Below are 24,261 nucleotides of genomic sequence, written 5' to 3' on the forward strand. Positions count from 1 at the left end.
TCGAGGGGACAAGGATGATAACGACGGGAATTCCCGGGAAGGGTCGCACGCACACGGGAGTCGCCGTCCTGGGAACCGGCTCGTACCTGCCGGCCCGGGTGGTGAGCAATTCCGAGGCCGCCGCCCCGGCCGGTGTCACCGGGGAATGGATCGCCCGGAAGACCGGAATCGTCCGGCGCCGCCGCGCCGGGCCCGACCAGGCCGCCAGCGACCTCGCGGTGGCGGCCGGCCGGGCGGCGCTGGCGGACGCCGGGGTGGACCCGGCCGACCTCGCGCTGATCATGGTCGCCACCTCCACCCCCGACTCCCCGCAGCCGCCGACCGCCAGCGTGGTCGCCGACCGGCTCGGCGCCGCCCCCGGCACCGCGGCCTTCGACGTCAACGCGGTCTGCAGCGGCTTCGTCTTCGCCCTCACCGCCGCCGAACGGATGCTCGGCGACGCCGCCCCCGGGTACGCGCTGGTGGTCGGCACCGACGTCTACTCGCGGATCCTCGACCCCACCGACCGCCGGACCGCGGTGCTGTTCGGCGACGGCGCCGGCGCGGTGGTGCTCGGCCCGGCCCCGGCACCCGGCCGGGGCCTGCTCGCCGGGCGGCTGGCCGGGTTCGGCGCCGACCGCGGACTGATCGGCGTCCCGGCCGGTGGCAGCCGGCTGCCCGCCAGCGCCGACACCCTCGCCCAGGGCCTGCACTGGTTCCGGATGGACGGCCGCGGCGTGCGCGAGTTCGTCGAGACCCGGCTCCCGGAGGCGGTCCGGTCCTTCCTGGCCGACGCCGGGGTCACCCCCGGGGACCTGGCGGGCTTCGTCCCGCACCAGGCCAACGGGCTGCTGCTCGCGGACCTGGCCGACCGGCTCGGCATCCCCGTCGGACGGACGTGCACCACGGTCGAGGAGTACGGCAACACCGGCTCGGCCTCGATCGCCGTCACCCTCGACCGGGCCGCCCGGGCCGGCCGGTTCTCCCCCGGGGACCTGGTGCTGCTGGCCGGCTTCGGCGGCGGCATGGCGATCGGCCTCGCCCTGCTGCGCTGGTGACGGCCCCGGCCCGGGCCGGCCCCCGCTCTCCCCCCTCAGCACCCCCTCTCAGCACCCCCCGTCCGTACCGCCCGCACCTTCCCACCCGGTTCGACCGAACGACCGACAAGGAGATCACCGTGCTGGACGACGCCATGGTGGACGCGTACCTCGCCCGGATCGGCGCCGAACGGCCCGAGCGGGCCGACCTCGACGCGCTCACCCGCATCCAGGAGCGGCACGTGCTGTCCGTGCCGTTCGAGAACCTCGGCTACCACCTCGACGAGCCGATCCACATGGACGAGCAGGTCCTCGACAAGATCGTCCGCCAGCGCCGCGGCGGCGGCTGCTACGAGGTCAACCCGGCCCTCTCGTTCCTGCTCACCGCCCTCGGCTACCAGGTCGAGATCCTCCCCGGCCGGGTCCACCGGCCCGGCGGCACGCTCGGCGCGGCCCTGTGCCACCTGGCCCTGCGGGTCACCGTCGACGGCGAGCAGTGGCTCGTCGACACCGGCTTCGGCCGCAACAGCCGGCGCCCGCTCCGCCTGGCCTCCCGCGAGGTCCAGCACGACCCGGACGGCGACTTCCAGCTCGCCGACGTCGAGGGCGGCGGCTTCGACGTCCTGCTCAACGGCAAGCCGCTGTACCGCCTGGAGGACCGCCCGGTCCGCATCGAGGACTTCCGGCCGACCCTCTGGTGGTACCGCACCGCGCCCGAATCCCCCTTCCTGCAGGACGTGTTCTGCTCGCTGCGGACCGAGGACGGCCGGATCACCCTCAAGGGCAACCAGCTCTCCACGGTCGCCGGCAGCGACCGCTCCACCGAGGAGTTCGTCGGCGACGCCGCCGTCCTGGAGGCGTACAAGACCCACTTCGGGTTCAGCCTGGACCGGCTGCCCGACCAGCCGGGCGGCGGCGTCACCGCCGGCGTCCAGACGGGATGACCGCCATGACCACCAGCGAACCCCGCACCGCGACCGGGCGACCGGCGCAGCCGGTGCACCCGGCGCCCACCGATCCGGCGCGGTTGCCGGCCGCCTTCGTCGCGGCCTTCAACACCGGCGACCGGGCGGCCGTCGAGGAGCTCTTCGAGCCCGGCGCGGTCCTCGTCGACCGGCCCGGCACCCCGCTGACCGGCGACGACCGGCGCGCCGCGACCGGCCGCTTCCTCGCCCTCGGCCTGCCGATCCGGATCACCCTCCGGCACTGCTACGAGAACGGCGACCTCGCCCTGCTGATCGGCGACTACCTGATCGAGGGCGAGGGGCCGGACGGGCCGTTCCGGTCCGAGGGCACCGCCACCGACGTCGCCCGGCGCGGCGCCGACGGCCGCTGGCGCTACGCCATCGACAACCCGCCCGGCACCGACCGCTGAACCCCACCCCTGGAAGGACCGCTGTGTCTCCTGTCGACGATCCCGCCGCCGACCCGGTGCTGGACCTCCCGTTCGACGCCGTGCCCGACCCCGAGGAGTACCTGCGCGCCGCCATGCGCTGGCACTTCTCGCCCGCGACCGGCTCCCCGTTCTGGCTGTCCAGGGCCGGCTCCCTCGGCTTCGACCCGCTCACCGAGGTCCGCACCCACGCCGACCTCGCGAAGTTCCCCAACCTCGCCAACGAACTGCGCACCGCCCGTGTCGAGGACCTCGTCCCGCGCGGCTACGGCGACCGCCCCGACGTGCTCGGCGTCTACGAGAGCGGCGGCACCACCGGCGCGCCCAAGCGGATCGTGCTGCTGCGCGACTGGCTGGACCGGCTGCTCGGCTGGTCCAGCGCCCAGCTCGACGGCCACGGCGTGCCGCAGGGCGTCAACTGGCTGGTCGTCGCGCCCACCGGCCCGCACATGGTCGGTGACGTCATCAAGGCCCAGACCGCCTACCGGGGCGGCCTCTCGTTCACCGTCGACCTCGACCCGCGCTGGGTGAAGAAGCTGATCTCCGACGGCAGGGCCGCCGAGGCCGGCGCGTACGCCGAGCACATCGTCGACCAGGTCGCCTACCTGCTGGAGACCCAGGACGTCGGGGTGCTGATGTGCACCCCGCCCGTCCTGGAGCGGATCGCCCGCAGGGACGGCCTCGCCAAGCTCGTGGGCGAGAAGGTCCGGGCGATCAACTGGGTCGGCACCCAGATGGACCCGGACACCCGCCACCTGTACCGCACCGAGATCTTCCCCGACGCCGTGCTCTACAGCGGCTACGGCTCGACCATGATCCTCGGCAACGCCAGCGAGCGGCACGGGCTGACCGACGACGACCCCTGCGTCTACGACCCGTACTCGCCGTACATGAGCTTCGGCGTGATCGACCCGGAGACCGGCCGGACGGTCGACTTCGGCGAACGCGGCCAGGTGGTCATGCACCACGTCTCCAAGAGCCTGCTCATGCCCAACAACCTGGAGCGTGACCTCGGCACCAGGATCGCCCCGCTGCCCGGGCAGCTCGGCGACTCGGTGGCGGACATCGCCCCGGTCCGGGAGTTCGACAACGAGACCGTGATCGAGGGGGTCTACTGATGACCGGACCGCTGCAGCCCGCCGGGTCCCGGGAGCCGGGGCCCCACGGGGCGGACGTGCCCCCGGAGCCCGCCGGGCTCCTGCAACTGGACGCGCTCGGCCCCGGCGAGCCCTTCCGGGCCCGCCGGCGGACCGTCGTCGCCGACGTCACCGGTGCGCCGTTCGCCGAACTCAGCCTCGTACCGCGGCTGTTCGTCACCCGGGCGATGCGGGCGCTGCACGCCGCCGAGTCCCTGCCGGCCGCCGAGCGGTTCGCCGCGCTGGCCCGGGCCGGGCGGATCTTCACCGAGGCGACCATCGACGGCCTCGACCTCCCCGCCTACCAGCGGGCCGTGGCCCGGGTCTCCGGGGTGCCGATCGGCGTCGTGCGCGACGCCGTCCGGTCCATCGCCGACTCGGCCGGGAAGGCCGGCTGGGCCGCCCACCGGGCCCAGCCGGTCGGCTCGGTGAGCGACTGGCGGGACGGCGCCACCCTCGACGGCAGCGCCGTCTGGACCAGGCGCGGCGACGTCTTCGCCGTCCACGCGGCCGGCAACCACCCGGGCCCGCACGGACTCTGGCTGGAGGCGCTGGCACTCGGCTACCGGGTCGCCGTCCGGCCCTCCCGGCGCGAGCCGCTCACCCCGCACCGGCTGGTCACCGCCCTGCGGCTGGCCGGCTTCGGCGCCGACCAGGTGATGCTGCTGCCCACCGACCACGAGGCGGCCGACGAGATCCTGAACGGCGCCGACCTCGGCATGGTCTACGGCGGCGACGAGGTGGTCCGCAAGTACGCGGGCAGCACCGTCCTGCCGCAGGGCCCCGGCCGTTCCAAGATCCTGGTCACCGCGGACACCGACTGGCGCGCGCACCTGGACACCATCGTCGACTCGATCAGCCACCAGGGCGGCGTCGCCTGCATCAACGCCACCGCCGTCCTGATCGAGGGCGACCCGGCGCCGCTCGCCCGGGCGATCGCCGAGCGGCTGGCCGTCATCCCCAGCCTGCCGCCGGAGGACGAGAAGGCGGTGCTCTCCGTGCAGCCGGTGGCGGAGGCCCGGGCGATCGAGGCGTTCCTGCTGCGCCGCGCGGCCGGCACCCGGGCCTGGCTCGGCGGGGACGGCGTGGTCGCCGAACTCGGCGACGGCAGCGCGGTGCTGCGGCCCGCCGTGCACCAGCTGGACCGGCCCGACGCCGAGCAGGCGGGCATCGAGCTCGCCTTCCCCTGCGTCTGGGTGGCGCCGTGGAGCCAGGAGGCGGGCGTCGCGCCGCTGCGCAACTCCCTGGTGCTCACCGCGATCACCCGGGACGACGCGCTGTTCGACCGGCTGCTCCGGGAGCCGAGCATCAGCAACGTCTACCGGGGTGACCACCCGACGTACTGGCTCCGGCCGGGGGTGCCGCACGACGGCTACCTGGGGGAGTTCCTGATGCGGACCAAGACCGTCATCCGGGACTGAGCCCGGCGGACGCGGTACCGGGCAGTCGGGGTACCGGGCGGCCGCGGGTCGACGCGGTCGCGGGCACGGGAAGGCCCCCCGGGAGCGGGGGGCCTTCCCGTGCGGTCGCGGGAGGTCAGGATCCGACCGCCCGGTCGACCAGCGCGCCGGCCGCGCCGGTGTAGCCGGCCGGGTCGCACAGTTCGGCGATCTCCGCCGGGGTGAACCGGCCTGCCAGTTCGGCCTGTTCGACGAGGACGTCGGCCAGCGCACGGCCCTCCCGGTCCGCCGTCAGTGAGACCTCGGTGAGCAGTTGCTTGGCCACCGCCTTGCCGAGCTTCGGCGCCAGCCGGGCCGCGATCCGCTCGGAGACCAGCTGCCCGCCGGTGAGCCCGAGGTTGGCCCGCATCCGCTCCGGCCGGACGAGCAGCCCCTCGGCCAGCTCCACCGAGGTGTGCGCGGCCCCGCCGGCCAGCCGCAGGCACTCGCGCAGCAGGAGCCACTCGGCGTGCCAGGCGCCGCCGGAGCGCTCGTCCTCGGTCACCAGGCACTGGGTCAGCCCGGCGGCCAGCACCGGCACCTGGAGCGCGGCGCTGCGCAGCAGGGTGGCCAGTACCGGGTTGCGCTTGTGCGGCATCGCGGAGGAGGCTCCGCGGCCTGCCACGGCCGGCTCGACCACCTCGCCGACCTCGGTCCGGGTCAGCGACTGCACGTCCACCGCGATCTTGCCCAGCGCGCCGGCGGTGAAGGCCAGGGCGGCGGCCAGGTCGGCCATCGGGGTGCGCAGCGCGTGCCAGGGCAGCACCGGGCGGGCCAGCCCGGTCTCCGCGGCGAACGCGTCCACCAGCCGGTCGAGGTACGCACCGGCGTCGACGGCCGGGTCCGGGCCGTCCAGCCGGGCGTACTCCAGGTAGCCGGCCAGCGTGCCGGCGGCGCCGCCGAGGGAGACGGGCAGACCGTCCGCCAGGACGGCCGCCAGCCGCCGGTCGGCGTCCAGCACCAGCTGGCGCCAGCCGGCAGCCTTGAGGCCGAAGGTGGTCGGCACCGCCTGGAGGGCCAGGGTGCGTCCGGCCAGCACGGTGTCCCGGTGCTCGGCGGCCAGCGCGGCGAGCGCCCGGGCGGTGCGGTCCAGGTCGGCCCGGACCAGCCGCAGCGCCCGGGCCGCCACCAGCATCGCGCCGGTGTCGAAGATGTCCTGGCTGGTCGAACCGCGGTGCACGTACTCGGCGGCGGCCGGGTCCTCGGCGGCGACCACCCGGGTCAGCGCCTGGACCAGCCCGACGACGGGGTTGGCGGTCTCCCGGGAGGCCAGGGCCAGCGCCCGGAGGTCGAACCGTTCGGCCCGGGCGGCCGCGGTGATCGCGGCGGCGGCCGGGACGGGGACGGTGCCGAGCCCCGCCTGGGCGCGGGCCAGCGCGGCCTCGGCGTCCAGCATGGCCTGGAGCCAGGCCCGGTCGCCGACGGCCCGCTCGACCGGGGTGCCGGCGCGGACGGGGGAGAGCAGTCCGGAGTCCTGGTCGGCCTCCGCGCCGGTCCCCTGCGGTCCGGTTCCGTGCGGTCCGGTCTCCTGCGGTCCGGTCCCGTTCGCCGCGGATTCCTGCGGCGGAAGGTGGCTGTCCGTCATATCACGACACCTCTCAGGTCGGTCTCGGCCGGTTGGGGCCGCACCTCGGCCGGCACCTCGGACACCAGCGGCAGGGCCAGCACCGCGCGGGCGATCGCGTCCGAGTCGCCGAGGGTCACCGAGTCGACGCCGGGGCGGATGCCCGCGGCGGTCACCCAGTGCACCGACTCGGTCGGTATGCCGTACGCGAACCGGCGCGGGTGCGCCCGTCCGCGGGCGTCCAGCAGCCGGTAGGGCCGCTCGGTGACGGCGAGGCCGCCGGTCTCGTAGCCGTTCCCGTGCTCCCCGTCGATCCGGTACGTGGTGCACTGCTCGGTCTCCAGCAGGTGCCGCAGCAGCGGATCGTCGGTGCGCCGCAGGTCGGGTTCGGGCAGCCGGGCCTCGATCAGCACGGAGGCCCGGACCGGCTCCCCCGGCACGGTGGCGGAGTGCGCCGTGAAGGCCGGGTCCACCGGGTCGATGCGGATCTCGGTGCCCGGGCCGAGCAGTTCCAGCACCCCGGCCTCGACCAGGGCGATCAGCTGCTCGATCCGCTCGGTCGGCGGGCCGATCGAGAGGAAGGCGTTCAGCGGGGTGTACCAGCCCTCCAGGTCGTCGCGGTGCGAGCTGCCCTCCAGGCCGCTGTGGTCGACCGCGAGCCGGACCTCGTTGCGCAGGTCGCGCAGCACGTCCAGGGCGGCCTTGAGCGGGCCGCTCAGGTTGCCGGCCCGGGCCTCGGCGACGTCCTGGCGCAGGTAGTCGAGCAGCCAGTCGCGGAACTCCGCGCGGTCGGCGAACTCGCGTCCGGCGTAGGGCCGGGAGAGGCGCTCCCAGCTCCACCGCCCGGACTCCTCGACACCGTGGGCGTCGAGCAGCCCGGCCGGGTCGTCGGTGGTCAGGAACCGGTCGGTGAACTCCTCGCGCTCGGCGCCGCGCCCCCTCGCGGTGAGCAGGGCGCCGTAGTAGACGGACTCGACCTCGCGCGAGATCAGCGGCCACAGGTCGGTGGCGAACCGGGCTGGCTCGCCCCGGCGGGCGCGCCCGCGGAGCTCGGCGATCACCTCGGGGGTGAGCAGCCGGGGCAGGTAGCGGCCGTACGCGCCCTTCTCGTTCTCGCCGCGCGCGTGGTACGGGATGCCGCGCCGGGAGGTGGCGTAGAGCCGGGGCTCGGTGCCGGACGCCCGGTACACCAGCCTGCCTTCCGGCTGCCCGTCGCCCGGCTGGCCGTCGCCCGGTTGCCCGTCGCCCGGCCGGCGTTCGTCGGTGGGGCCGGTGCCGACCCGTTCGAAGCGGCCGCCCCGGCCGAGGGTGAAGAGCGCCATGTGGTCGAAGAAGTTGAGGCCCAGGCCGCGCAGCAGCACGGTCTGACCGGGCCGGACGGCCACCTGGACGTCGGCCGGGTTGGTGGGGGTGACGTAGGTCAGGTGGTGGATCCGCGCGAGGCTGGCGGTGCGGGCCTCGCGGGGCGTGAGCCGGGCCGACACGTGCCCCTGGGCGAGCACGATGGCGTCCAGCTTGTTGAGCCGGGTGCCGTCCTCCAGCCGGACGCCCTGCGGCCCGCCGGGAACGCCGTGCGCGTCGGCCATCGCGACCGCCCGGGAGCGGTGGACGCGGATGGTCATGGACGGCGGGGCGCCGGCCACCACGGCGAGGAAGGCGTCGTTCAGGTACTGCCCGTAGAAGGCCCGGGTGGGGTAGGTGTTGGGGCCGAGGTCGGCGGCCTCGGCCAGGGTCCGCTCGTCGTACCCGCCCGGATGCTCGCCCTTGGAGAGGGACGTGGCCCACTCGTAGAGGCTCGGACCGGGTTCGATCGGCCCCTCCACCCGGACGCTGTCGTCCGTGTAGACGGTGATCTGCGAGGCGACCGTGTTCATCAGCAGGTGCCGGGACTGGTCGGTGCGCCAGACCCGGCCCGCCCCCGGCGCCGCCGGGTCGACGACGTGCACGGTGACGGCGCACCCGGCCGGTGACTTCCGTTCGTTGGCGCAGAGCCTCTCCAGTACCGAGAGGCCGCGCGGACCTGCGCCGATGACGCAGATCTGGAGATGGCGATCGATCATGCCCACGGCTCGCCATCGTAGTTGTGATGATCCATTGATGGAAAGGGCCGGATGTCGTGCATCCAGGCCACGTGCTCGTGCAGTTCGTCCTCGGAGAGGCCGCCGAGCAGCTTGTTTCGGGCCGTCGCGTCCTCCCCGGCCGGGTGCCAGAGCCGGACCGATTCGCGGGCCGCGCGCTGGATCGCCGCCGTGCGGGCGTGCCGTTCGGCGGCGAACCGTTCGAGCGTGTCCGTGAGTTCGGTGGTCTGGACCATCAACTCGCCGAGCAGGACGGCATCCTCCAGCGCCTGGCAGGCGCCCTGCGCCGCGTAGTGCAGCATCGGGTGGGCGGCGTCGCCGAGCAGCGCGACCCGCCCGTCGGTCCAGCCGTCCACCGGGTCGCGGTCCACCAGCACCCAGGACCGCCAGCCCTCGCCGAGGGCCAGCAGCCGGCGGGCGGCCGGCGCGGTGAGACCGGCCAGCTGGGCGTGGACCAGCTCCTCGCCGACCGCCACGCCGGCGATCGCCTCGGTCGCGCCGTTGTCCCGGGAGGCGGCGAGGTTGAGGAAGGCGCCGCCCGCGATCGGGTAGTGGACGAAGTGGCAGTGCGGACCCGCCCACCAGGTCACCGAGGTGGGCAGCCGCAGCTCCTCGGGCACCCGCTCCATCGGGACGATCGCCCGGTAGACGGTGATCCCGGAGATCCTCGGCTCGCCGTCGCCGACCAGCTGGGCACGGACCGCCGAGTGGATGCCGTCCGCCCCGATCAGCGCGTCCCCGGCGACCGTCCCGCCGCCGGCCAGCAGGGCCGTGGCGCCGCGCCCGTCCTGCCGGTAGCCGGTGACGGCGGTCGCGGCGCGCAGGTCGATCCGCGCGTCGGCCAGGCACGCCTTCAGCAGCAGCCCGTGCAGTTCGGCGCGGTGCACCACCACGTACGGGTTGCCGAACCGTCGCCGGTAGCGCTCGGTGAGCGTCAGGCTGGTGACGTGCTCGCCGGTCACGCCGTCCATGAAGCGGAGTTCGGCCATGTGGACACCGGCCGCCCGGACGGCGTCGCCGAGGCCGAGCCGCTCCAGCGCGAGGATGCCGTTGGGGGCGATCTGGATGCCGGCCCCGATCTCGGCGAACTCGGGGGCCCGTTCCAGGACGACGGCCCGGTGGCCGGCCCGGCTGACCGCCAGGGCGGTGGCCAGGCCGCCGATCCCGCCGCCGACCACGACGACGGTCGCCGGGGCCCCGGGGAGCGTGCCGGGGGGCGCGGCCGGGGGTCGCCCGTCCCGCTCGGGGAGCGCGCTCATCGGCCCGCCCCGCCGTCCTCGGCGGCTGCCAGCCGGCGGGCCAGCTCCAGCCGCTTGATCTTGGTCGTGGCGGTGGCGGGCAGCTCGCCGAGCTTCCACTGCACCGGGTCGGCCATCGGGGGCAGGCCCGCCGCCGCGGCCCGCCAGGCGGTGCGGTCGAGCGGGCGGTCGTCCTTGGTGCAGACGACCGGGACCGGCCGCCCGTCCGGCCCGGGGATGATGACCACCTCGGCCAGGTCGGCCAGCCGGGCGAAGAGGGTGTCCTCGGCCGCCAGGGTGGAGCCGAAGCCCTCGATCACGTCGACCTCGCGGTCCAGCAGGTGCACACAGCCCCACCGGGTGCGGTAGCCGACGTCACCCATCCGCCACCAGCCGTCGTTGACCTGCTTGTCGTACCGCTCCTGCTCACCGAGGTAGGTGACGATCCGGCCGTCGCTGCGCACCTCGATGAACCCCGGGTTCTCGGCCGACGGCGGCGCGCCGTTCCGGCTGACCACCCTGACGTCGGTGAAGCCCGGGAACGGCATGCCCACGCACCGGCCGTCCGCGTCCGGGCCGCGCCGCTTCGAGAAGGACCGGACCACCGCGGGACCGACCTCGCTCTGCCCGTACAGCTGGCCGAACACCGGGGCGCGGCGCGCCGAGGCGTTCAGCATGGTCTGCACGGTGCGCGGGTGGATGGCGTCGAAGGTGGAGGAGAACAGCTTGACGTTGGCCAGCGGGCGGCGCGGGTCCTCGGCCAGCTCCTCCCACTCCATGAAGGAGTTGGGGTGCGCCTCCAGGATCCCCGGCCGCAGCCGGGCGAACAGGTCGCCGACGTGCCGGGGGTCCGAGTCGGCCAGCACCAGGATCGGGAAGCCGCGGAACAGCGAGATCGCCAGGGCGGTGATCAGCCGCGAGTGGACGAAGGAGACGTGCATCGCGATCGTCTCGCGGCCGGGGACCAGCGGCCGGACGACGGTCGCCTGCGGGCGGTACCGGGCCTCCAGGGTCCGGCCGGTGTGGACGGCCAGCTTGGGCGTACCGGTGGTGCCGGAGGTGTGGGTGATCAGCGTCGGGTGCTCCGGCGGCATGGTCACCGGCGCGATCCGGGGCGAGCCGGCCAGCCCGGCCAGCCCGATCCCGTCGGGGTGGCCGCCCTTGGTCAGCAGGACGGTGTGCGCCAGTCCGAACACCTCGCCGGGCAGCTCCTGTTCGAGCTTCTCCTGGTCGGTGACGAGGAACGGCTCGTCGGTGCGGCGGATCAGTTCGGCGACGGTCTCGCCGTCCAGCTTCGGGGACAGCAGCACCGGGACGCCGCCGGTCCGTGCCACCGCGCAGGCGAGCAGGGTGATGTCGAAGCTGTTCGACTTGTAGACCACCACCCGGCGGCCCGGGCGGACCCCGGCGGCCCAGAGCCGGGACGCGAAGTCGTCGACCAGGTCGGCGATCTCGGCGACGGTGGCCCGCCGCCCCAGGTCGGGGGCGATGTCGAGGTCGTGGTCGAGGATCACCACGTTCGCGCCGTTCCGGACGGCGGCCCGCTCGAAGAGCGTGCCCAGCCGGATGCCCCGGTTGGCAATGCGCTGAAGTAGCACCGTTCCGCCCTCTCGTGGGTTTCGGGTTTTCTTTCAGGGGGGGATCGAAAGGCATTTCAAGCGCTGTTCAGAGGTGTGCACAGACACACGGAGGCCGGAGACGGCCGGGAAGGCGGCCGGGAGGGGTGTGGGGAGGCGGCCGGGAAGGCTGCAGTGAGCGGCCGGGCGGGGTGTCGGGGACGGCGGCCGGGACGGCGGCCGGGATGTGCCGCGAACGGCCCCCGGGCTCCGTCAGCCCTTCTCGACGACCTGCTTGATCCGCTCCAGGGTCACGCCGAGGTCCCCGGCCACCTTCTCGCCCCACTCGGCGAAGAACCGACGCTTCGCGTCCGCGTCCATCTCCGCGGTGATCCCGCGGATCCCCTCGGTGGCGGTGCCCATCCTGAAGTGGTGCACCAGCAGGCTGCCGTCGCCGTCGGCCTCGATGTCGAAGGCCCAGACGCTGTCCTGGGCCCGTCCGCCGCTGTCCCGCATGGCCCAGCGGAAGGTCCGGCCCGGGTCTGCCGCGAGCACCTCGGCGTGGGTGAACCAGGTGCCGCGGACCACCGGCGCCCAGGAGACCACGTCCGGGCTGCGCAGGTTCTCGCCGCGGAACACCGAACCGACCGCTCCGGGCTCGCCGGAGATCCAGCTGCCGCCCTGGCATTCCGGGCTCCACTCGCCGCTGCGCGGGAGGTCGCTGATCACCGAATAGACCTCGGCCGGTCCGGCGGAAATCCGGAGCTCGGCGCGGGATGCGAAAAGGGGCGCGATTTCTGCGGTGTTTTCTCCCATGGCCGGAATCCTGGGCGGCGGCGTGCGGGAGGGTCAAAGGTCGCCCGGCGGGTCCGTCAAGTCCGGTGGTGGACCTGACAGATCAGCGGCCGGCCGGTCGGGCGGCGGGTGGCGGCCCCGGTACGCTCCCGGCGCACGCGGGGCGGGTCGGGTCGGGGCGGGGCGGCTCGTGACCTGCCCCGCCACCTGTGCCGCGACCCGCCGGGCTACACCTCCAGGCCGAAGTGCAGGGCGGTCACGGCCATCCGGTGCGCGTGGTAGAAGCGGTGCGCGCCGTGGTTGGCCGTCCCCGAGTCCAGCTCGATCCGCACGCAGCCGGCGGCCCGGGCCCGCTCCCGGAGGACCGCGAAGAGCCGCCCGCCGACCCCGGTCGACCGGGCCTCGGGCGCGGTCACCAGGTCGTCGACGAAGAACAGCCGCCCCCGGCTGGTGGCCAGCACCCGGTGCGCGGCCACCGCCAGACAGCGCCCGCGGGCGTCGTACGCGGCCGTGAACACCAGCCCCTGGCCGTGCGCCTCGGTGGCGAACGCGACGAACCCGTCCGGGCCGAGCGCCGGCCGCAGCGCGCCGATCAGCGGTGCGACGTCGCGGGTCAGCGCAGGCGTTCCCGGTACGACGTCGACGACGGTCAGTTCCATCTGCGCGGCCCCCCTGGCGGCTTCGACGGTCAAACGGTCAAGCGGTCACGTGCTCACGTGCTGGTGAAGCGGTCGAGCGGTCGGCGTGGTCCGTCCGGTCACGTGGTCGCTCCGGTGGCGCGGTACACCTTGAGGAACGCCGTCACCCCGCTCGCCACGACCTCGGCGATCCGTTCCGCCGGCATCGGGATCGCGCCGTAGAAGGTGGGCTGGGCGACGGCGATGAAGGTCAGCAGGTTGAGGTGGCGGGCCGCCTCGTCCGGGTCCGGCACCAGCAGCAGCCCGCGGTCGGCGAACTCGGTCATCCAGTGGGTGAGCACCCGGTGCGTCTCGCGGGGCCCGGCTTCCTGCCAGGCCTCCAGGACGGCCGGGCGGATGTGCAGGGCCTCGGCCTCGATCGTCCGGACCAGGGCCCAGTGCTCGGCGAAGGTGGTCAGCGACCCGACCCGGTCCAGGCCGAAGTCGATCAGGTCGCCGCGCAGGTCGACGATCTTCCGCAGGTGGCGGTCGGCGATCTTCGCCTGGGTGGCGGCCACCGTGGAGGCGCCCTCCAGGATCACCGACTGGAACAGCTGCTCCTTGTCGGCGAAGTGGTTGTAGATGGTCCGCTTGGAGACGCCGGCCTCGGCGGCGATGGCGTCCACGCTGGTGCGGGTGAAGCCCTCCCGGCCGAACACGGTGCGCGCGGCGCGGGCGATGGCCACCCGCTTCTCCGGCATGCCGCGGTGACCGGCGGCCTGAGCGGCCTGAGCGGCCGGTGTCGCCGGGGCGGCCTGGGCCGCCGTGGCGTCCGGCGTGGCCGAAACCGGTGCCGTCGCGGTCTGTTCGACCATCGGAATAACCTCCTTGCAGTGCACTACATCGTGTAGTTTACGACATGCTTGAGGTGAAGCGGACTTGAAGTCCTACGCTCGGTGGCACGTCCAGAACCACCCGGAGGGAAGCGTTCCATGGCCGTTCAGCTGAACCACACGATCGTTCCGGCGCGCGACGACAAGGAGTCCGCGCGCTTCCTCGCCGACATCCTGGGCCTCGCCGACCCGGTCTACAGCGAGCCCTTCCAGATCGTCCGGCTCAGCAACGACGTCGCGCTCGACGTCATGCGGGTCGACGGCCCGATCACCACCGGGCACTACGCCTTCCTGGTCGACGACACGGAGTTCGACGAGATCCTCGACCGGGTCAGGGCCCGCGGGCTCACCTTCTGGGCCGACCCGTTCCACCGCCACGCCGGCCGCACCAACGACTGGTACGGCGGGCGCGGCGCCTACTTCGAGGACCCCAGCGGCCACAACCTGGAGATCATGACCCGCGCCTCCGACGCCGGCCGCTGAGGCCCGCGACGGACGGCCCGGCCGCGGCCCCGGGGGGAGGCCGCGGCCGGGTCCCGCCGCCCGCGACGGTCCTCGTCGCGGGCGGCCACCCCGGCCCGCCCCCCTCCCGGGTCCCTCACCGCGCGGCCGATGGTGACGCTCCGTCAGCAAGCCTTCCGGGCCGACCTGACAGAGAGCGGATGCGGACGGGATTGCTCCGCCCGCGACCGGGTTAGCCTCCCGGCATGATCGAGACCACAGGGCCGGTGTACCGGCCGGGCGATGACGACTACGACGCCCAACGGACCGGCTACAACCTCGCGTTGGACCACCACCCCGCACTGGTGGTGGCCGCCGCCGACACCGCCGACGTCGCGGCCGCCGTCCGGTACGCCGACGAGCACGGCCTCGCGGTCGCCGTCCGCGCCACCGGCCACGGCATCTCCGTCCCCACCGACGGCCAGCTCGTCATCAGCACGGCGGGGCTGAAGGGCGTCACGGTCGACCCGGACGCCCGCACCGCCACCCTCGCGGCCGGCGTCCGCTGGCACGAGGTGCTCGCCGCCGCCGCACCGCACGGCCTCGCCCCGCTCAGCGGCTCCAACCCCGACGTCGGCGCGGTCGGCTACACCCTCGGCGGCGGCATCGGCCTGCTCGGCCGCCGCTACGGGTACGCCGCCGACCACGTCCGCCGCCTCGACGTGGTCACCGCCGACGGCCGGCTGCGCACCGCCACGCCCGACACCGAGCCCGACCTGTTCTGGGCCCTGCGCGGCGGCAAGGACAACTTCGGCGTCGTCGTCGCCATGGAGATCGACCTCGTCCCGGTCGCGACCCTGTTCGGGGGCGGCCTCTACTTCCCCGCCGAGTCCGCCGCCGCCGCGCTGCACGGCTGGGCCGAGTGGAGCCGGACGGTTCCCGAGGAGCTCGCCACCTCCGCCCAGCTGATCCGCTACCCCGACCTGCCCGTGCTGCCCGAACCGCTCCGCGGCCGGTACGCCGCCGTCCTCCGGGTCGCCTGGAGCGGCCCCGCCGACCAGGGCGAGGACCTGGTCAAGCCGCTGCGCGCCCTCGGCACCCCGCTGCTCGACACCGTGCGCGAGCTGCCGTTCCAGGACGCCGGCACCATCCACCACGAACCGCCGTTCGCGCACCCCGCGTACGACCGCAACACCGCGCTGCGGGAACTCGCCCCCGAGGCGGTGGACACCCTCCTCGACCTCGCCGGGCCGGACACGGACAGTCCGCTGATCGTCGAGATCCGCCTCCAGGGCGGCGCCTACTCCCGCGAGCCGGCCGTGCCGAACGCGGTCGGCGGCCGCGACGCCGGCTACCTCGCCTTCTCCACCAGCCTGATCGAACCGGGCCGGCTCGACGACCTGCGCGCCGCCCACCGCACCCTGCACGAACGCCTCGGCCCGTGGTCCACCGGCGGGGCCTTCGCCAACTTCTTCGGCTTCGACGCCGCCGACCCGGCGACCGTCCGCACCGCCTACCCCGAGGACGTCCACCGGCGGCTCACCGAACTCAAGGCCGTCTACGACCCGGGGAACCTCTTCCGCCTGAACTTCAACATCCCGCCCGCCGCCTGACGCCCGCCGCCTGACGCCCGCCGCCTGACGTCCGGCCGCGCGGTGCCGCCGGCCGACGTCCGGCCGCCACGACGTACGTTTCTCCTCGTCCTTCCTCGCCGGGCAACGGTTCACCGCCGTCCCGGGCTCTGGGAGGGCGAGGAGGTACTCATGGGAGCCAAGAAGGCCGAGCGGGACTTCGAGTTCAACGCGTTCATGACCGGTGCCTGGCCACGTCTGATGCGCACGGCGTTCCTGCTGTCGGGGGAGCGCTACCTGGCGGAGGACCTGGTCCAGACGGCACTGGAACGGACGTACGCGGCCTGGGGGAAGGTCACCCGGGCCGACGATCCGTACGCGTACGTGCGCCGGATCCTGATCAACGAACACGCCCGCCGGTTCCGGCGGAAGCTTCCCGAGCGGCTGGTCACCGCCGTCCCCGAGCAGTCCGGCCCGGACGGCTTCGGACGGGTCGACGACCGGGCGGCGCTGCTGGAGGCGCTCGGCACGCTGCCCCCCGGGCAGCGCCAGGCGGTGGTGCTCCGGTACTGGGAGGACCTCAGCGAGTCCCAGGCCGCCGCCGCCATGGGCTGCTCCGTGGGCACGGTCAAGAGCCAGGCGTCGAAGGGGATCGCCAAGCTGCGCGAGCTCTCCTCACTCAACACCAGGACGAGCATCGGAGGTGCGGCGTGAACCGCGACGAAACAGGGTCGGCCGGAGCGGTCGAGGGAACGGGGGCGGTGGTCCGGGAGCTCTCCGGACTGGCGGAGACGGTGCAGATCGGCCCCGTGCCGTACACCGCCGTCCAGGCCGGAGGACGCCGCAGGGTGATGCGGCGGCGGTCCCTGCTGACGGGGGCGACGGCGCTCGCCGTGGTCGCGGCCGTCGGCGGCGTCGCGGCCGTCAACGGCGGCCCCGGCCCGTCGTCCCGGACCGGGCCGCTGATCGCGGCGTCCGCGCCGCTCTCGCCCGCGGCGGGCCCCGGACAGGCTCCGGCCGCCACACCCACCCAGACCGCCCCGCCCGCCCCCCGGGACCCGTTCACCCCGGTCCGGGTGCAGATGGCGTCGGGCACCAAGGACGGCAAGCCGTGGACCGCCTGGGCGGCCCTCTGGCCGGCCGTCTCCAAGGAACAGGCCCTCCAGCAGGCCCGGCTGATCTGGGAGGAGGACAAGGCGGCGGGCTCCACCGACTCCCCGCCGACCCAGGACTACGTCGACCAGTACCGGCACGCCGACCACGACCAGGTGGTCTTCTCCCTGATCGTGGACGGCAAGCGGATCTCGCGGTCGGTGGCGAGCGAGCAGCCCGTCCGGGGCGCCGTCCCGTTCTGGGGCACCCCTCCGCCCGGCTCGACCCCGCCCGGCGGGGTCGAGGACGTCACCGGCGGCGCCGCCTTCCACGCCTGGGCCAAGAACGGCACCGACGACCCGTTCTACGGCGCCCCCGAGGTCGGCTTCTTCACGGTCGCCCCCGAGGTCTCCTACGCCGAGGTGAAGTGGGCCGACGGCACCGTCACCCGGCCCGCCGTCGTGACCCTCGGCGACTCGCCCGTCCGCTGGGTCGCCGCCGACGGCACCTCGTCCAAGTACCGGGTCAGCCTCTACCTCGCGGACGGCACCCTCTACGCGGCCCAGAAGGGCTGAGCCGCCCGTCCGGGGCCGGGTGCGCGGGTCCTGTGGTCGGAGCGGTCCACCGCCCCGGGTACCGGAGCGCGCAGCCCGGAACCCCCGGACGGGCCGCCACGGCTGCTGCGCGTGGTGTTCTTCGCCCAAGCGGAGGCTTGGGCGAAGAACACCATGCGAGCAGGCCCTGGATCGAGTGGGTTACGACTGGCTACCGGCGGGGAAATCGGTGGTTGTCTCTCGGCGGCGGGATCCTCAAGCCGTGTGCAGCAGCGGTGGCCAGTCACTGTGCGTTCCACCCTGGGACGCGTGGGCCTCCATCCACTGCCGTGCCTTCCTTCACAGCGCGCACAGGCTCGAAGCACTTCTTCCCGATGCCGTTCGAAAAGTCGTCCCGTGTTGTCCTACCGCGCTCCTATCCTCGACCCCATGACACCTCCTTCCGCGCCGGACAGACCTCGATCGGACCCGGACTGGGCCTGGGACGAGCTGGTCCTCGTCTGCGACCTGGTCGCTCGCAACGGCTGGAAGCAGATTCACGCCCGTGAGGGCGACCCGAGGGTCGAGGAGATGGTGGCGATCCTCCAAGCGCTCCCGATCCATCCCCCGGCCGCGCGGGGCCCGAAGTTCCGCAACAGCAATGGTGTCGGCCGCAAGATGCTGGACTTCGAGACCGCCCGTGACCCGAACCGGAAGAGCACCAAGGGCGGAGTGGGCGTGATCAAGGCGCTGGAGGCATTCGACCAGCGGCCGCAGGAGATGGCCGCGCACGCGCGGGCCCTCCGTGAGGCCGTGGCCGCCGGCGACCTCCGTGATCTCCCGCAGCTGGACGGGGCGGAGTCCGAGGAACTCAGCGCCCTGGAGGGCAGGCTGCTGCTCCAGCTCCACCTGCGGCGAGAGCGCAACCAGAAGCTCCGCAAGGAGAAGATCGCCCGTGCCCGCCGGAGTGGCCCGCTGGCCTGTGAAGCCTGCGGATTCGACTTCGCGAGGACGTACGGGGTGCGCGGCGATGGCTACATCGAGTGCCACCACATCGTGCCGCTGCACGTGGCAGGTGAGGGCCGGGTACGGCTCGACGACCTCGCCCTGATCTGCTCGAACTGCCACCGGATGATCCACCGGCAGTCGCCCTGGCTCACACCGCGACAGCTGAAGGACCTGATCTGCTCCCAGCCCGTGGCGTCGGTCGCGGAGTTCTCTGGTCACGGCGACGTCGGTCAGAGCTGAGGACGCCGGAGGGCCCGACCGCTTCCGGTCGTGGCCCTTCGTTGCTGGCGGTAGCGGTGGGATTCGAACCTGCGGTGGAGCCTCCCCGCGCGCTATCGAGATCTGAGCACCGCTGTTCAGCCTCTCCTGAGCCGTTGGCGTACGGGTAGGCGTACGAGGCATGCAGAAGGCCCCGGAGAGTGAACTCTCCGGGGCCTTCCCAGTACGGTGGCCAGGGCCGGGGTCGAACCGGCGACCTTCCGCTTTTCAGGCGGACGCTCGTACCAACTGAGCTACCTGGCCGTACTGCACCGTCTCTTGCGAGACGAGCGATCCCGACGGGACTTGAACCCGCGACCTCCACCTTGACAGGGTGGCGAGCTAACCAACTGCTCCACGGGACCTGAGGTGGTGTCGCTCCACCAGGTCTTGCCTTACTGCACTGTACTACGGTACTGCGTGCCCCCAACGGGATTCGAACCCGTGCTACCGCCTTGAAAGGGCGGCGTCCTGGGCCACTAGACGATGAGGGCTTGCGGCCTGTCCCGCTGTCTCCAGCGTTCGGGGACGTCGAGAAGCATATGGGATGCCGGGCGGATCGCCAAAACGGGTTTCGGCCAGGTGGGCGGTGGGGCGCCGGTGGGGCGGTCCGGCCCGGGTGCGGTCGGGGTGCGAGCGGCGTGCGGTCGGGGTGCGGGCTCAGGACCAGCCGAGTTCGTCGAGCTCGTGGTCGTCGAAGCCGAAGTGGTGGGCGACCTCGTGGATCACCGTGGTGCGGACCTCGTCGACGACCTGCTCGCGGCTGTCGCAGAGGCGGAGGGTCGGTCCCCGGTAGACGAGGATCCGGTCCGGCAGCACGCCGGCGTACCACTCACCGCGTTCGGTGAGCGGGGTGCCCTCGTACAGGCCGAGGAGCTCGGGGTCGGCGGGGTCGGGTTCGTCCTCGACGAAGACCGCGACGTTGTCCATCATGGCCGCGAGCTGCGGGGGGATCTGGTCGAGCGCATCGCTGACCAGTACCTCGAAGTCTTCCCGGGTCATCTCCACCGGATCATTGTCGGGTCTGGGGTGACGGTGTGCCAGGCGGTCGACGGCGGTGTTTCATGGGCTCATGGCGACCTCGGAGGGCGTGGTGCCGGACGGCCCGGTGGGAGACCCGTCGCGGACGGTGGTCCCGCGGCGGCCGTCGGCGCTGCGCGGGCAGGGGCCGGCGGTGGCGGTGGTGGCGGTCGGCGGGGCGCTGGGGGCGGCGGCCCGGTACGGGGCCGGGCTGCTGTGGCCGACCGGGACGGCGGCGTTCCCGTGGACCACGCTGCTGGTCAACGTGGCCGGGTGCGCGGTGATCGGGGTCTTCCTGGTGGTGGTCACCGAGGGCCGTCCGGCGCACCCGTTGCTGCGGCCGTTCTTCGGGACCGGCGTGCTGGGCGGGTTCACGACCTTCTCGACGTACGCGGTGGACATCCGCGGCCTGCTGGAGGAGGGACGGCCGGGCCTCGGGCTGGCCTACCTCGGCGGGACGCCGGTGGCGGCGCTGGTGGCGGTCTGGGGGGCGTCCCGGGTGACGCGCCGTCTGGTCCGGCACGGCGCGGGGAGGTCGGCGTGACGGGGCGGGGGCCGGAACCGGAACCGGGGGCGGATCAGGGGCGAGGTCCGGCGTCGTCGCGGCTGGGCGGGGAGGCGCTGCGGCTGACGGTGCTGGTCGGCGAGAACGACCGCTGCCGGCACCGCCCGCTGTACAGCGAGATCGTGCACCGGGCGCGGGCCGCCGGGCTGGCCGGGGCGAGCGTGTTCCGGGGGATCGAGGGTTTCGGGGCGTCGTCCCTGGTGCACACGGCGCGGCTGCTGTCGCTGAGCGAGGACCTGCCGGTGGCGGTGGTGATCGTGGACGCGGAGGAGCGGGTGCGGGCCTTCCTGCCGCAGCTGGACGGGCTGGTGAGGGAGGGGCTGGTGCTGCTGGACCGGTGCGAGGTGGTCCGGTACGCGGGCCGCGGCGGGCCGTCCGCGGACGGCGCGGCGGGTTCGCGCGGCGAAGCCGGGGAGGCCGGGGCGTGAACTGGTTGCCGGTGGTGGCGGGCGCGGCGGTCGGTGCGCCGCTGCGGTACCTGACCGACCGGGTGGTGCAGTCCCGGCACGACTCGGTGTTCCCGTGGGGGACGTTCACCGTGAACGCGGCCGGCTGCCTGGTGCTGGGGCTGTTGACCGGCGCGGTGGCGGCCGGTGCCGCGTCCTCGCACGTCCGGCTGCTGGTCGGGACGGGGTTCTGCGGGGCGCTGACCACGTACTCGACCTTCTCGTACGAGACGCTGCGGCTGGCGGAGGGCGGGGCCGGGCGGTACGCGCTGGCCAACGTCGTGGGCAGCGTCGTGGTGGGCCTGGCGGCGGTCTACGCGGGGGCTGGCCTGGCCTCGGCGCTCTGGGGCTGATCGCCCGGCGAGCGGGGCGTCCTGGGGCGGTCGCGGGTCCGGTCGGGGCACGCCCGTTCGGACCCGGGGGCGGGAGCGGCGCTCGTTCGGGTGCTTCCGGTGGGCCGGTCCGTGTCCGTGCGCCGGGGGCGCGCGTTGGGCACCAGAAATGGTGGCCGCGCGCGGTGGGTGGGCGGTCCGCCCGGGGCGGGGTCAGGAGAGGGAGCGCGGTGGCGGCGAAGCGTGCGATGCGTGCGGTCCGTGCGGTGCGTACGGAGCGGGAGACGGGCGCTCGGGAGGGGCGGCCGGCGGAGCCGTCGGCGGCCGGGATCCCGGCGAGGGAACCGGCGGAGTCCGGGCGCCCGGCGGCGGTGGTGCGGTCGCTCGCGGAGCGGCGGGCCGAGCCGCGCACGGCGGCGGTCCGGACCGGGGTGGTGCGGGCGGCGGCGGTGCTGGCGGTGGCCGGGCTGGGGCTGACCGGGTGCATGTCGGTGGGGCCCGGGGCGGACGAGAAGCACGGTGCGGTGCCGGTCGGCCAGGCGGGGACGGCGGCCAGGCCGGGGTCCGGCCCGTCGGCCTCGCCGACGGCCGGCGGGCACCAGGGCGGTGCCTCGGGGCGGCCGGAGCGTGCGGGGAGCGTGCAGGGGCAGAACGCGCCGGGCGGCGGCCTCGGCCCGGCCGTGGGCGAGCAGCCCGTCGTGACGGGTGATCTGAGCGACGCGAACGGCGCACCTGCCGGCGCGGAGCCGGTACCGGCCGGTGCGCCCGGCGAGTCCGCGCCCGGCGTGAGCGGCTCGGCCGGGGGCGCGAGCGTCAGCCCGGCGCCCCACGCGGGCTCCGGTGCGACCGCGGGCGGTGCGGCGGGCGGCGTGGGCGGGACCGCGGGGACGGGACACACCACGGGGGGCACCGGGGCCACCACCGGGACGGGCGCGGGCCCCGGCGACGGCCGTTCCGGCGGCTCGGCGGCATCCACCCCGGCCGCGAGCCCGAGTGCCCGGCCGCCCGCCTCGCCGGAGCCCGGGCACACCACGCCCGCGCCGACCGCCACCCCGGCGCCGGTGCCGTCACCCGCTGTGACGGCCTCGTCGGCGCCGAGTGCGGGGACCGGAGGGTAGTGGCGCGTGCGGCCGGGCTCCGGTTCCCAGGTCCGGTCAGCGCATTTGCCTTTGATCCCGAGGTTCGTCTATGGTGGTAGATCGTTCGTTTGATCCATTTGACTGGCGCCCTAACTCACCTGGCGCCCTTGGCGCGTTCCGGCGATCCGTGGCTGACCGCATAGAGGCGGTTGTGAAACAGAACCCCGGACTTTGGCGCGTGCCACTTCCGGAAGGTTTTAGATGTCTCTCGTTGACGACGCCCGCTTCGCCATGCCTGCGAGCGAGTCCGCCGCCGATGCCACCACCACCGAGCCGACCACCGACTCCCTCGACGCCGCCCAGCCGGTCGTCGAGGCCGACGCCGAGCTGATCGCCGCCGTCGACGAGGTCGAGGCCGCCGACACCGACGCGGTCGAGACCGCCGAGGAGCCCGCCGAGCCCACCCTCACCTTCGGCGACCTGGGCCTGCCGGACGACATCGTCCGCGCCCTCGCCAAGCGTGACGTCACCACCCCGTTCCCGATCCAGGCCGCGACCATCCCGGACGCGCTGGCCGGCAAGGACGTGCTGGGCCGCGGCCGCACCGGCTCCGGCAAGACCCTCAGCTTCGGCCTGCCGCTGCTGACCCGCCTCGCCGCCGGCGAGCGCACCCGTGCCAAGCACCCGCGCGGCCTGATCCTCGTCCCGACCCGTGAGCTGGCGATGCAGGTCGCCGACGCCCTGGAGCCCTTCGGCTCGGTGCTCGGCCTGCGGCTCAAGGTGGTCTGCGGCGGTACCTCGATGTCCAACCAGATCTACGCGCTGGAGCGCGGCGTCGACGTCCTCGTCGCCACCCCCGGCCGCCTGCGCGACCTGATCAACCGCGGCTCCGCCAAGCTCGCCGACGTCCAGGTCGCCGTCCTCGACGAGGCCGACCAGATGGCCGACATGGGCTTCCTGCCCGAGGTCACCGAGATCCTCGACCAGGTGCCGGCCGGCGGCCAGCGCCTGCTGTTCTCCGCCACCCTGGAGAACGAGATCGACACCCTGGTCAAGCGCTACCTGAACAACCCGGTCACCCACGAGGTCGACCCGTCGGCCGGCGCGGTGACCACCATGACCCACCACATCCTCGTGGTGAAGCCCAAGGACAAGGCGCCGATCACCAACGCGATCGCCGCCCGCAAGGGCCGCACGATCATCTTCGTCCGCACCCAGATGGGCGCCGACCGCGTCGCCGAGCAGCTCGTCGAGGCCGGTGTGAAGGCCGACGCGCTGCACGGCGGCATGACCCAGGGCGCCCGTACCCGGGTCCTCGGCGACTTCAAGGACGGCTACGTCAACGTCGTCGTCGCCACCGACGTCGCCGCGCGAGGCATCCACGTCGACGGCATCGACCTGGTTCTCAACGTCGACCCGGCCGGTGACCACAAGGACTACCTGCACCGCTCGGGCCGCACCGCCCGTGCCGGCCGCTCCGGCACCGTCGTCACCCTGGTGCTGCCGCACCAGCGCCGCGGCGTCTTCCGCCTGATGGAGGACGCGGGCGTCGACGCCGGCCGCCACATCCTGGACCACGCCTTCGACCCCGAGGTGGCCCGGATCACCGGCGCCCGTTCGCTGGTCGAGGTCCAGGCGGAGAGCGCGGCGAACATCGCCGGTGCCGCCGAGCGCGAGGTCGCCGACATGGGCCGCCAGCTGGAGCGCGCCCAGCGTCGCGCCGCCGAGCTGCGCGACGAGGCCGACCGGCTGTCCGCGCGGGCCGCGCGCGAGCGTGCCGACCTGGGCATCGTGGACGAGGCCCCGGCCGCCGAGGCCGAGGGCGAGGCCGTGACCACCGGCGAGACCGCCGTGACCGAGCCGGCCGCGACCCCCGCGGTGACCGAGGAGCGCGCGCCGTCGCACCGCGAGGCGCGCAGCGAGCGCCCCGCGTTCCGCGAGGACCGTCCGTCCTTCAACCGTGACCGTGACGACCGCGGTGGCCGCTCCGGTGGTTTCAACCGTGACCGTGACGACCGTGGCGGCTTCAACCGTGACCGTGGGGACCGTCCGTCCTTCAACCGTGACCGTGACGACCGCGGTGGCCGCCCCGGCGGTTTCAACCGTGACCGTGACGACCGTGGCGGCTTCAACCGTGACCGTGGGGACCGTCCGTCCTTCAACCGTGACCGTGACGACCGCGGTGGCCGCC

Annotated in this window: 23 protein-coding genes and 3 tRNA genes; 15 read left to right on the plus strand and 11 right to left on the minus strand. The window is 74.2% G+C overall.

Features of this window, described 5'->3' with window-relative positions; all coding sequences use genetic code 11:
* Nucleotides 1-14: 14 nt before the first annotated feature.
* The 5 genes from ABZY91_RS07505 to ABZY91_RS07525 all read left to right on the plus strand — a co-directional run bounded on the left by ABZY91_RS07505 (nucleotide 15) and on the right by ABZY91_RS07525 (nucleotide 4,966).
* Nucleotides 15-1,037 (plus strand): ketoacyl-ACP synthase III, encoded by a 1,023-nt coding sequence (locus tag ABZY91_RS07505; protein WP_355400536.1) that lies wholly within the window; start codon nucleotides 15-17, stop codon nucleotides 1,035-1,037.
* 119 nt (nucleotides 1,038-1,156) lie between these two features.
* The gene (locus ABZY91_RS07510; protein ID WP_329949105.1) at nucleotides 1,157-1,960 is read left to right on the plus strand and encodes an arylamine N-acetyltransferase; all 804 of its coding nucleotides are present in this window, start codon (nucleotides 1,157-1,159) and stop codon (nucleotides 1,958-1,960) included.
* Nucleotides 1,961-1,965: 5 nt separating this feature from the next.
* The gene (locus tag ABZY91_RS07515) at nucleotides 1,966-2,391 is read left to right on the plus strand and encodes a DUF4440 domain-containing protein (protein WP_329949106.1); all 426 of its coding nucleotides are present in this window, start codon (nucleotides 1,966-1,968) and stop codon (nucleotides 2,389-2,391) included.
* A gap of 23 nt (nucleotides 2,392-2,414) precedes the next feature.
* Nucleotides 2,415-3,527 (plus strand): phenazine antibiotic biosynthesis protein, encoded by a 1,113-nt coding sequence (locus ABZY91_RS07520; RefSeq protein ID WP_329884539.1) that lies wholly within the window; start codon nucleotides 2,415-2,417, stop codon nucleotides 3,525-3,527.
* Nucleotides 3,527-4,966, plus strand: a complete 1,440-nt coding sequence (locus ABZY91_RS07525; RefSeq protein WP_355400539.1) for an aldehyde dehydrogenase family protein — start codon at nucleotides 3,527-3,529, stop codon at nucleotides 4,964-4,966. Before ABZY91_RS07520 ends, ABZY91_RS07525 begins: the two co-directional genes overlap by 1 nt.
* Before the next feature lie 115 nt (nucleotides 4,967-5,081).
* On the opposite strand, the gene pcaB is transcribed toward ABZY91_RS07525, so the two are convergent.
* The 7 genes from pcaB to ABZY91_RS07560 all read right to left on the minus strand — a co-directional run bounded on the left by pcaB (nucleotide 5,082) and on the right by ABZY91_RS07560 (nucleotide 13,707).
* Entirely contained in the window at nucleotides 5,082-6,569 is a 1,488-nt protein-coding gene (gene pcaB / locus ABZY91_RS07530; protein WP_355400541.1) for a 3-carboxy-cis,cis-muconate cycloisomerase, read from the minus strand.
* On the minus strand, nucleotides 6,566-8,608 hold the full coding sequence (locus ABZY91_RS07535; RefSeq protein ID WP_355400543.1) for an FAD/NAD(P)-binding protein: 2,043 nt from the start codon (nucleotides 8,606-8,608) through the stop codon (nucleotides 6,566-6,568). The genes pcaB and ABZY91_RS07535 overlap by 4 nt, the downstream gene beginning before the upstream one ends.
* A complete protein-coding gene (locus tag ABZY91_RS07540) occupies nucleotides 8,605-9,885 on the minus strand; it encodes an FAD-dependent monooxygenase (protein WP_355400545.1) in 1,281 nt (426 codons plus the stop codon). The genes ABZY91_RS07535 and ABZY91_RS07540 overlap by 4 nt, the downstream gene beginning before the upstream one ends.
* Nucleotides 9,882-11,462: a class I adenylate-forming enzyme family protein gene (locus ABZY91_RS07545; protein ID WP_355400547.1), complete on the minus strand. Its 1,581-nt coding sequence runs from the start codon at nucleotides 11,460-11,462 to the stop codon at nucleotides 9,882-9,884. Before ABZY91_RS07545 ends, ABZY91_RS07540 begins: the two co-directional genes overlap by 4 nt.
* A gap of 231 nt (nucleotides 11,463-11,693) precedes the next feature.
* Nucleotides 11,694-12,149, minus strand: a complete 456-nt coding sequence (locus ABZY91_RS07550; RefSeq protein WP_329949111.1) for an SRPBCC family protein — start codon at nucleotides 12,147-12,149, stop codon at nucleotides 11,694-11,696.
* A gap of 293 nt (nucleotides 12,150-12,442) precedes the next feature.
* On the minus strand, nucleotides 12,443-12,907 hold the full coding sequence (locus tag ABZY91_RS07555) for a GNAT family N-acetyltransferase (protein ID WP_329884526.1): 465 nt from the start codon (nucleotides 12,905-12,907) through the stop codon (nucleotides 12,443-12,445).
* A gap of 65 nt (nucleotides 12,908-12,972) precedes the next feature.
* On the minus strand, nucleotides 12,973-13,707 hold the full coding sequence (locus tag ABZY91_RS07560; RefSeq protein WP_355400549.1) for a TetR/AcrR family transcriptional regulator: 735 nt from the start codon (nucleotides 13,705-13,707) through the stop codon (nucleotides 12,973-12,975).
* A gap of 117 nt (nucleotides 13,708-13,824) precedes the next feature.
* Between ABZY91_RS07560 and ABZY91_RS07565 the strand changes: the two genes are divergently transcribed.
* The 5 genes from ABZY91_RS07565 (at nucleotide 13,825) to ABZY91_RS07585 (ending at nucleotide 18,610) form a co-directional block, all read left to right on the plus strand.
* Nucleotides 13,825-14,208: a VOC family protein gene (locus ABZY91_RS07565; RefSeq protein WP_329949113.1), complete on the plus strand. Its 384-nt coding sequence runs from the start codon at nucleotides 13,825-13,827 to the stop codon at nucleotides 14,206-14,208.
* Nucleotides 14,209-14,432: 224 nt separating this feature from the next.
* On the plus strand, nucleotides 14,433-15,779 hold the full coding sequence (locus ABZY91_RS07570; RefSeq protein ID WP_355400551.1) for an FAD-binding oxidoreductase: 1,347 nt from the start codon (nucleotides 14,433-14,435) through the stop codon (nucleotides 15,777-15,779).
* A gap of 150 nt (nucleotides 15,780-15,929) precedes the next feature.
* Nucleotides 15,930-16,451, plus strand: a complete 522-nt coding sequence (locus ABZY91_RS07575) for a SigE family RNA polymerase sigma factor (protein ID WP_329949115.1) — start codon at nucleotides 15,930-15,932, stop codon at nucleotides 16,449-16,451.
* Nucleotides 16,448-17,404, plus strand: coding sequence for a hypothetical protein (locus ABZY91_RS07580; RefSeq protein WP_355400554.1), 957 nt, complete (start codon nucleotides 16,448-16,450; stop codon nucleotides 17,402-17,404). Before ABZY91_RS07575 ends, ABZY91_RS07580 begins: the two co-directional genes overlap by 4 nt.
* A 408-nt stretch (nucleotides 17,405-17,812) precedes the next feature.
* Nucleotides 17,813-18,610, plus strand: coding sequence for an HNH endonuclease (locus ABZY91_RS07585; RefSeq protein ID WP_355400556.1), 798 nt, complete (start codon nucleotides 17,813-17,815; stop codon nucleotides 18,608-18,610).
* 208 nt (nucleotides 18,611-18,818) lie between these two features.
* Here ABZY91_RS07585 and ABZY91_RS07590 read toward each other — a convergent pair.
* The 4 genes from ABZY91_RS07590 to ABZY91_RS07605 all read right to left on the minus strand — a co-directional run bounded on the left by ABZY91_RS07590 (nucleotide 18,819) and on the right by ABZY91_RS07605 (nucleotide 19,630).
* Nucleotides 18,819-18,892: transfer RNA gene (locus ABZY91_RS07590), tRNA-Phe, on the minus strand.
* 27 nt (nucleotides 18,893-18,919) lie between these two features.
* Nucleotides 18,920-18,993, minus strand: a tRNA-Asp gene (locus ABZY91_RS07595).
* Nucleotides 18,994-19,049: 56 nt separating this feature from the next.
* Nucleotides 19,050-19,122, minus strand: a tRNA-Glu gene (locus ABZY91_RS07600).
* A 166-nt stretch (nucleotides 19,123-19,288) separates the two neighbouring features.
* Nucleotides 19,289-19,630 (minus strand): metallopeptidase family protein, encoded by a 342-nt coding sequence (locus ABZY91_RS07605; protein ID WP_329884514.1) that lies wholly within the window; start codon nucleotides 19,628-19,630, stop codon nucleotides 19,289-19,291.
* Between the two features lie 70 nt (nucleotides 19,631-19,700).
* On the opposite strand from ABZY91_RS07605, the gene crcB (ABZY91_RS07610) reads away from it, so the two are divergent.
* The 5 genes from crcB (ABZY91_RS07610) to ABZY91_RS07630 form a co-directional block, all read left to right on the plus strand.
* Nucleotides 19,701-20,192 carry a fluoride efflux transporter CrcB gene (gene crcB / locus ABZY91_RS07610; protein WP_355400558.1) on the plus strand — a complete coding sequence of 164 codons (492 nt, stop codon included), beginning with the start codon at nucleotides 19,701-19,703 and terminating at the stop codon, nucleotides 20,190-20,192.
* Between the two features lie 62 nt (nucleotides 20,193-20,254).
* On the plus strand, nucleotides 20,255-20,641 hold the full coding sequence (locus ABZY91_RS07615; RefSeq protein ID WP_355400581.1) for a DUF190 domain-containing protein: 387 nt from the start codon (nucleotides 20,255-20,257) through the stop codon (nucleotides 20,639-20,641).
* Nucleotides 20,638-21,012 (plus strand): fluoride efflux transporter CrcB, encoded by a 375-nt coding sequence (gene crcB, locus ABZY91_RS07620; RefSeq protein ID WP_355400560.1) that lies wholly within the window; start codon nucleotides 20,638-20,640, stop codon nucleotides 21,010-21,012. The genes ABZY91_RS07615 and crcB (ABZY91_RS07620) overlap by 4 nt, the downstream gene beginning before the upstream one ends.
* 209 nt (nucleotides 21,013-21,221) lie before the next feature.
* Entirely contained in the window at nucleotides 21,222-22,109 is an 888-nt protein-coding gene (locus ABZY91_RS07625) for a hypothetical protein (protein ID WP_355400562.1), read from the plus strand.
* A gap of 222 nt (nucleotides 22,110-22,331) precedes the next feature.
* A partial coding sequence (locus ABZY91_RS07630; RefSeq protein WP_355400564.1) for a DEAD/DEAH box helicase occupies nucleotides 22,332-24,261 on the plus strand: 1,930 nt, incomplete at its 3' end.

It is taken from the genome of Kitasatospora sp. NPDC002965 (genome assembly GCF_040611255.1).
GTDB lineage: Bacteria > Actinomycetota > Actinomycetes > Streptomycetales > Streptomycetaceae > Kitasatospora.